At 63.8% G+C, this 4061-nt stretch carries 5 protein-coding genes; 4 read left to right on the plus strand and 1 reads right to left on the minus strand.

What is annotated here, in order from left to right; all coding sequences use genetic code 11:
- The first annotated feature begins 117 nt into the window (after nt 1–117).
- On the plus strand, nt 118–627 hold the full coding sequence (locus tag ACTIIH_RS15975) for a DEAD/DEAH box helicase (protein WP_441452813.1): 510 nt from the start codon (nt 118–120) through the stop codon (nt 625–627).
- A gap of 100 nt (nt 628–727) precedes the next feature.
- Nucleotides 728–1930 (plus strand): Fic family protein, encoded by a 1203-nt coding sequence (locus tag ACTIIH_RS15980; protein WP_441452814.1) that lies wholly within the window; start codon nt 728–730, stop codon nt 1928–1930.
- A gap of 34 nt (nt 1931–1964) precedes the next feature.
- On the opposite strand, the gene ACTIIH_RS15985 is transcribed toward ACTIIH_RS15980, so the two are convergent.
- Nucleotides 1965–2222, minus strand: coding sequence for a metal-sensitive transcriptional regulator (locus tag ACTIIH_RS15985; RefSeq protein ID WP_169253720.1), 258 nt, complete (start codon nt 2220–2222; stop codon nt 1965–1967).
- A 189-nt stretch (nt 2223–2411) separates the two neighbouring features.
- Between ACTIIH_RS15985 and ACTIIH_RS15990 the strand changes: the two genes are divergently transcribed.
- Entirely contained in the window at nt 2412–2597 is a 186-nt protein-coding gene (locus tag ACTIIH_RS15990) for a hypothetical protein (RefSeq protein WP_025777490.1), read from the plus strand.
- Between the two features lie 46 nt (nt 2598–2643).
- The gene (locus tag ACTIIH_RS15995) at nt 2644–4038 is read left to right on the plus strand and encodes an MBL fold metallo-hydrolase (RefSeq protein WP_441452815.1); all 1395 of its coding nucleotides are present in this window, start codon (nt 2644–2646) and stop codon (nt 4036–4038) included.
- Nucleotides 4039–4061 lie beyond the last annotated feature (23 nt).

Consider the following 4061-nt stretch of genomic DNA (forward strand, 5'->3'; position numbering starts at 1 on the left):
CTCGAATCCGAGTGAGCCCCTTGCCATCAAGCGAATCGGTGGATCAAGGCTAAGCGCACGTTCCACGTCCATCAGACTGATTTCACAACAGAAGAACCGGGTGCTGGCGGCCCCTCGATGCCCGATCTCTACGCCGAACTCGCGACTCACGAGGGCCGAAACTCTCAGATCATTCCGAAGATCGTTGCGGAAGCGAACGAAGGACGCCACGTCTTGGTTCTCACGAACAGGATCGACCATCTGCGCACGCTCGTTGAGGGGATACGCAATAAGGTTCCAAAGAAGCTTCCGGTCCTTCAGCTGCATGGACAGTTGAAACCAGGTGAACGCGCACGTCAACGCGAGAAGCTCAGAGATACGGCCTGCTCGCGCGACAGCTTCGTCCTAGTGGCGATCGACAAAGTCGCCGGCGAAGGCTTCGATCTCCCTGTTCTAGACACTCTCTTCTTGACGATGCCGATCTCATTCAAAGATCGAGTCGTCCAGAACCTCGGCCGAGTGACGCGCGGCGATCTCACCGTCGATGAGGTCACCGTTCACGACTTCCACGACGTTGAAGTTCCCGTCCTTGATCGCATGTTTCATAAGCGTCGCCGCGCCATCAAGTCCGAGGGGTTCAGAATCTAACCTCACACAGATGCGTAGAATATTTACTTTAGGCACCTTAAAGTAAATATTCTACGGCTCGGGTTGAGCGTAGCCCTGAAGAGGAGAGGCGGTCAGTGCAATGCCCTACACAGTCCAGCAGCACTGGACTCCGCCCAATCCGGCCGGGCTGAGCAGGAAAGATCGAGCATCCGGAACCTACTCAGCCTTTGTCCCCGACGAACTCGACCTCACGCTGCCCCGTCTGAGCGAGGCAACGACATCAATCGCAGAGGATGCCACAGTCGCTCTCGCCCGGCTGGACGAAAGCGTACGCGCATCCGACAGCCTCTATCTCAACCATCTGCTCATCCGTTCCGAAAGCATCTCCTCGTCATGGATCGAGGGAAACAGACTCAGCCCGAAGAAGCTGGCAATCGCTGAACATCTCAGGCACGGCGATCGTGTTGCGCTCGATGTCATCGCCAATGTCCGGGCCACGGAGAAGTCCGTCGATGAGCTCTCAGAACCCGACAGGCCCGTCACGACCTCCGACATCGAGGATCTGCAGCATTCGATCGAACCTCGACTCGAAGCCGGGCTGAGGACAGAACAGAATTGGGTCGGAGGTCCCGGAAATAGTCCGCTGCGCGCAGACTTCATCCCTCCCCCGCCGACCGAAGTGCCTCGTCTGATCGCGAATCTCGCCGAATTCATTTCTCGCACCGATGGGAATCCCGTCATCCGAGCCGCGATCGCCCACGCCCAGTTCGAGACGATTCATCCATTCATCGACGGCAACGGCCGCACCGGCCGAGCCCTTGTGCACACAGTCCTCAAGAGAGCGGGAGTGCTGCGCAGTGTGCTGGTCCCCATCAGCACCGTATTCGCCGCGGAGACCAAGGCCTACATCGGAGGGCTGACTGCGTTCCGCCGCGACCCCCCTGACCTCGATGGGTGGACAGCCTCTTTCGCCGAGGCGGTCGAGCAAGCCGCATCGTCCGCCGTCCTACTCGGCGAGGACATCGACGCATTGGACCAGACGATCCGGTCGGACCTCGTCGAGTATCGACGCTCGATCGGAAAAACGCCTGCCCAACCGCGTGCCGGCTCCGTCATCCTCAAAGTCCTCGAAAGGCTCGCCCAGGAACCGGTCGTGACCATCGATTCGGTATCTGCTGGGCATGGGGTGACTCGTGCGGCGGCTCATCGAGCACTCGTCGAACTCGCCGATGCTGGAATTCTGCGGAAGACCAAGAACCACAAGGGGAAGATCGTCTGCTATTCGGCCGATCAGCACCTCGCCTACGTGGAACTCGTCGAATCTCGCCAACGGCGGCGTTGACCCTTTCGCGGGGATGCCCGTCCGGCCCACTCCGTCACGCCATCGAGAGGAAGAGCTTCTCGAGCTCTTCAGTGCGCACATCGTCCTCGTCATCCTCGAGGCACTCCCGCAGTGCCGTCGAGATGATGAGGAAACCGGCCCGATCGAGGGCCTTCGACACCGCCGAGAGCTGATGGATGACGTCGCGGCAGTGACTTCCGTCCTCGACCGCGGTGATCACCGCACCGAGCTGCCCCTGCGCTCGACGCAGTCGGTTGAGGATCTTCTTCTGCGCAGCGGGGTCGGCGAGCATCCGCTCTCCCGGGTCTCCCTCTGCCCCTGTCGGTTCGGTCAGAGCTGTGTCGCGTTCGCTCATCGTCGTCCTTTCACGTTCTCGATGTTGACATCAACTATACCCCTAAGGGTATATTGAATACATACCCCAGAGGGTATATCAAACCAATGATGAACAGGCCCGCGATGGCCGAAGAAGGAGACAGCTATGTGTCGAGCAGCGACGTGCCGAGTGTGCGGAAAGACCACGTGGGCAGGATGCGGACAGCACATCCAGTCGGTGAAGAGCACGGTTCCGGCCGGTCAGTGGTGCAACGGCAAGCACACCCAGGCCGAAGAGGATGCGGCCCGAGCGGCCAAGCCCGGCTTCTTCTCCCGCCTCTTCGGCCGCTGACCACACGGCAGACCAAACACCCCTCGACCACGGAAAGAAGACTCCCATGCTCCTCGAACGCATCTTCGACGCCGACCTCGCCCACGCCAGCTACGTCATCGCCTGCCAGGCCAGCGGGGAGGCGATCGTCGTCGATCCCCGCCGGGACATCGCGGTCTACCGCGACTTCGCCGACCGCCACGGACTGACGATCACCGCCGTCGCCGAGACCCACATCCACGCCGACTACCTCTCCGGCACCCGCGAACTCGCCGCAGCCACCGGCGCGACGATGTACGTCTCCGACGAAGGCGGACCCGACTGGTCCTACGGGGCGGGCTTCGACGACGCGGTGCGCCTGCACGACGGTGACGAGATCGCCCTCGGCAACATCACCCTGCGCGCCTCGCACACTCCCGGCCACACTCCCGAGCACCTGTCGTTCCTCGTCACCGACGGTGCCCAGGCCGACGCACCGGGGTTCATGCTCACCGGCGACTTCGTCTTCGTCGGTGACACCGGACGCCCGGACCTCCTCGACGAGGCGGCCGGCGGCTCCGACACCCGCTTCGCCGGTGCCCGCGACCTCTTCGCCAGCCTCCGCGACCGCCTACTCACCCTCCCCGACTACGTGCAGATCCTGCCTGCCCACGGCGCGGGAAGCGCCTGCGGCAAAGCCCTGGGCTCCGTTCCGACGACCACCGTCGGCTACGAGCGCGCCTTCGCCTGGTGGTCGCCGTTCCTCCAGAGCGGCGATGAGCAGGGCTTCGTCGACGAACTGCTGTCCGGGCAGCCCGACGCCCACGCCTACTTCGCCAGGATGAAGACCGAGAACCGGGAGGGCCCGTCACTCCTCGGCGAGTTCGCAGAGCTCGAGGAATTCGACGCCGGTCGCGTGCAGGAGCGGATCGAGGACGGCTCGGCGGCTTTCATCGACACCCGTCCGACCGCGGACGTCCATGCCGGCACCCCGGCCGGGGCTCTGCACATCCCGGGACCCGGAAAGGCCGCGAGCTTCGGCGCCTGGGTCTTCGACCCGGCCGCGGAGTCGACGCCGATCGTCGTCCTCGCCGACGACGCAGAGCAGGCAGCGGAGTTTCGGGATCATCTCTTCAGGGTCGGCATCGACACAGTTGCAGGCTACGCGACGTCGCTGAACGGGATGGAGCTGCATCCGGTCGAGCTGGTCGCCCCGGCGAACCTCGCAGACGCAGCCGACATCCGCCTCGTCGATGTCCGCTCGAAGAACGAGCACGCCGGCGGCCACATCCCCGGTGCGACCCAACTCAGCGGCGGCCGCGCGCTGTGGGAACTCGACCGCCTGCCGAGCGACGGCCGGATCGTCACCTACTGCCAGAGCGGCACCCGCAGCAGCATCACCGCCAGCGCCCTGCGCCGCGCCGGGTACCAGGTCGCCGAGCTCGCCGGCTCCTACGACGCCTGGCGGTCGCTCGAGTCCTGATCCGGAACAGGGAGCTGCCGGCC

This window comes from Brevibacterium sp., from assembly GCF_052105255.1.
Lineage (GTDB): Bacteria > Actinomycetota > Actinomycetes > Actinomycetales > Brevibacteriaceae > Brevibacterium > Brevibacterium linens_B.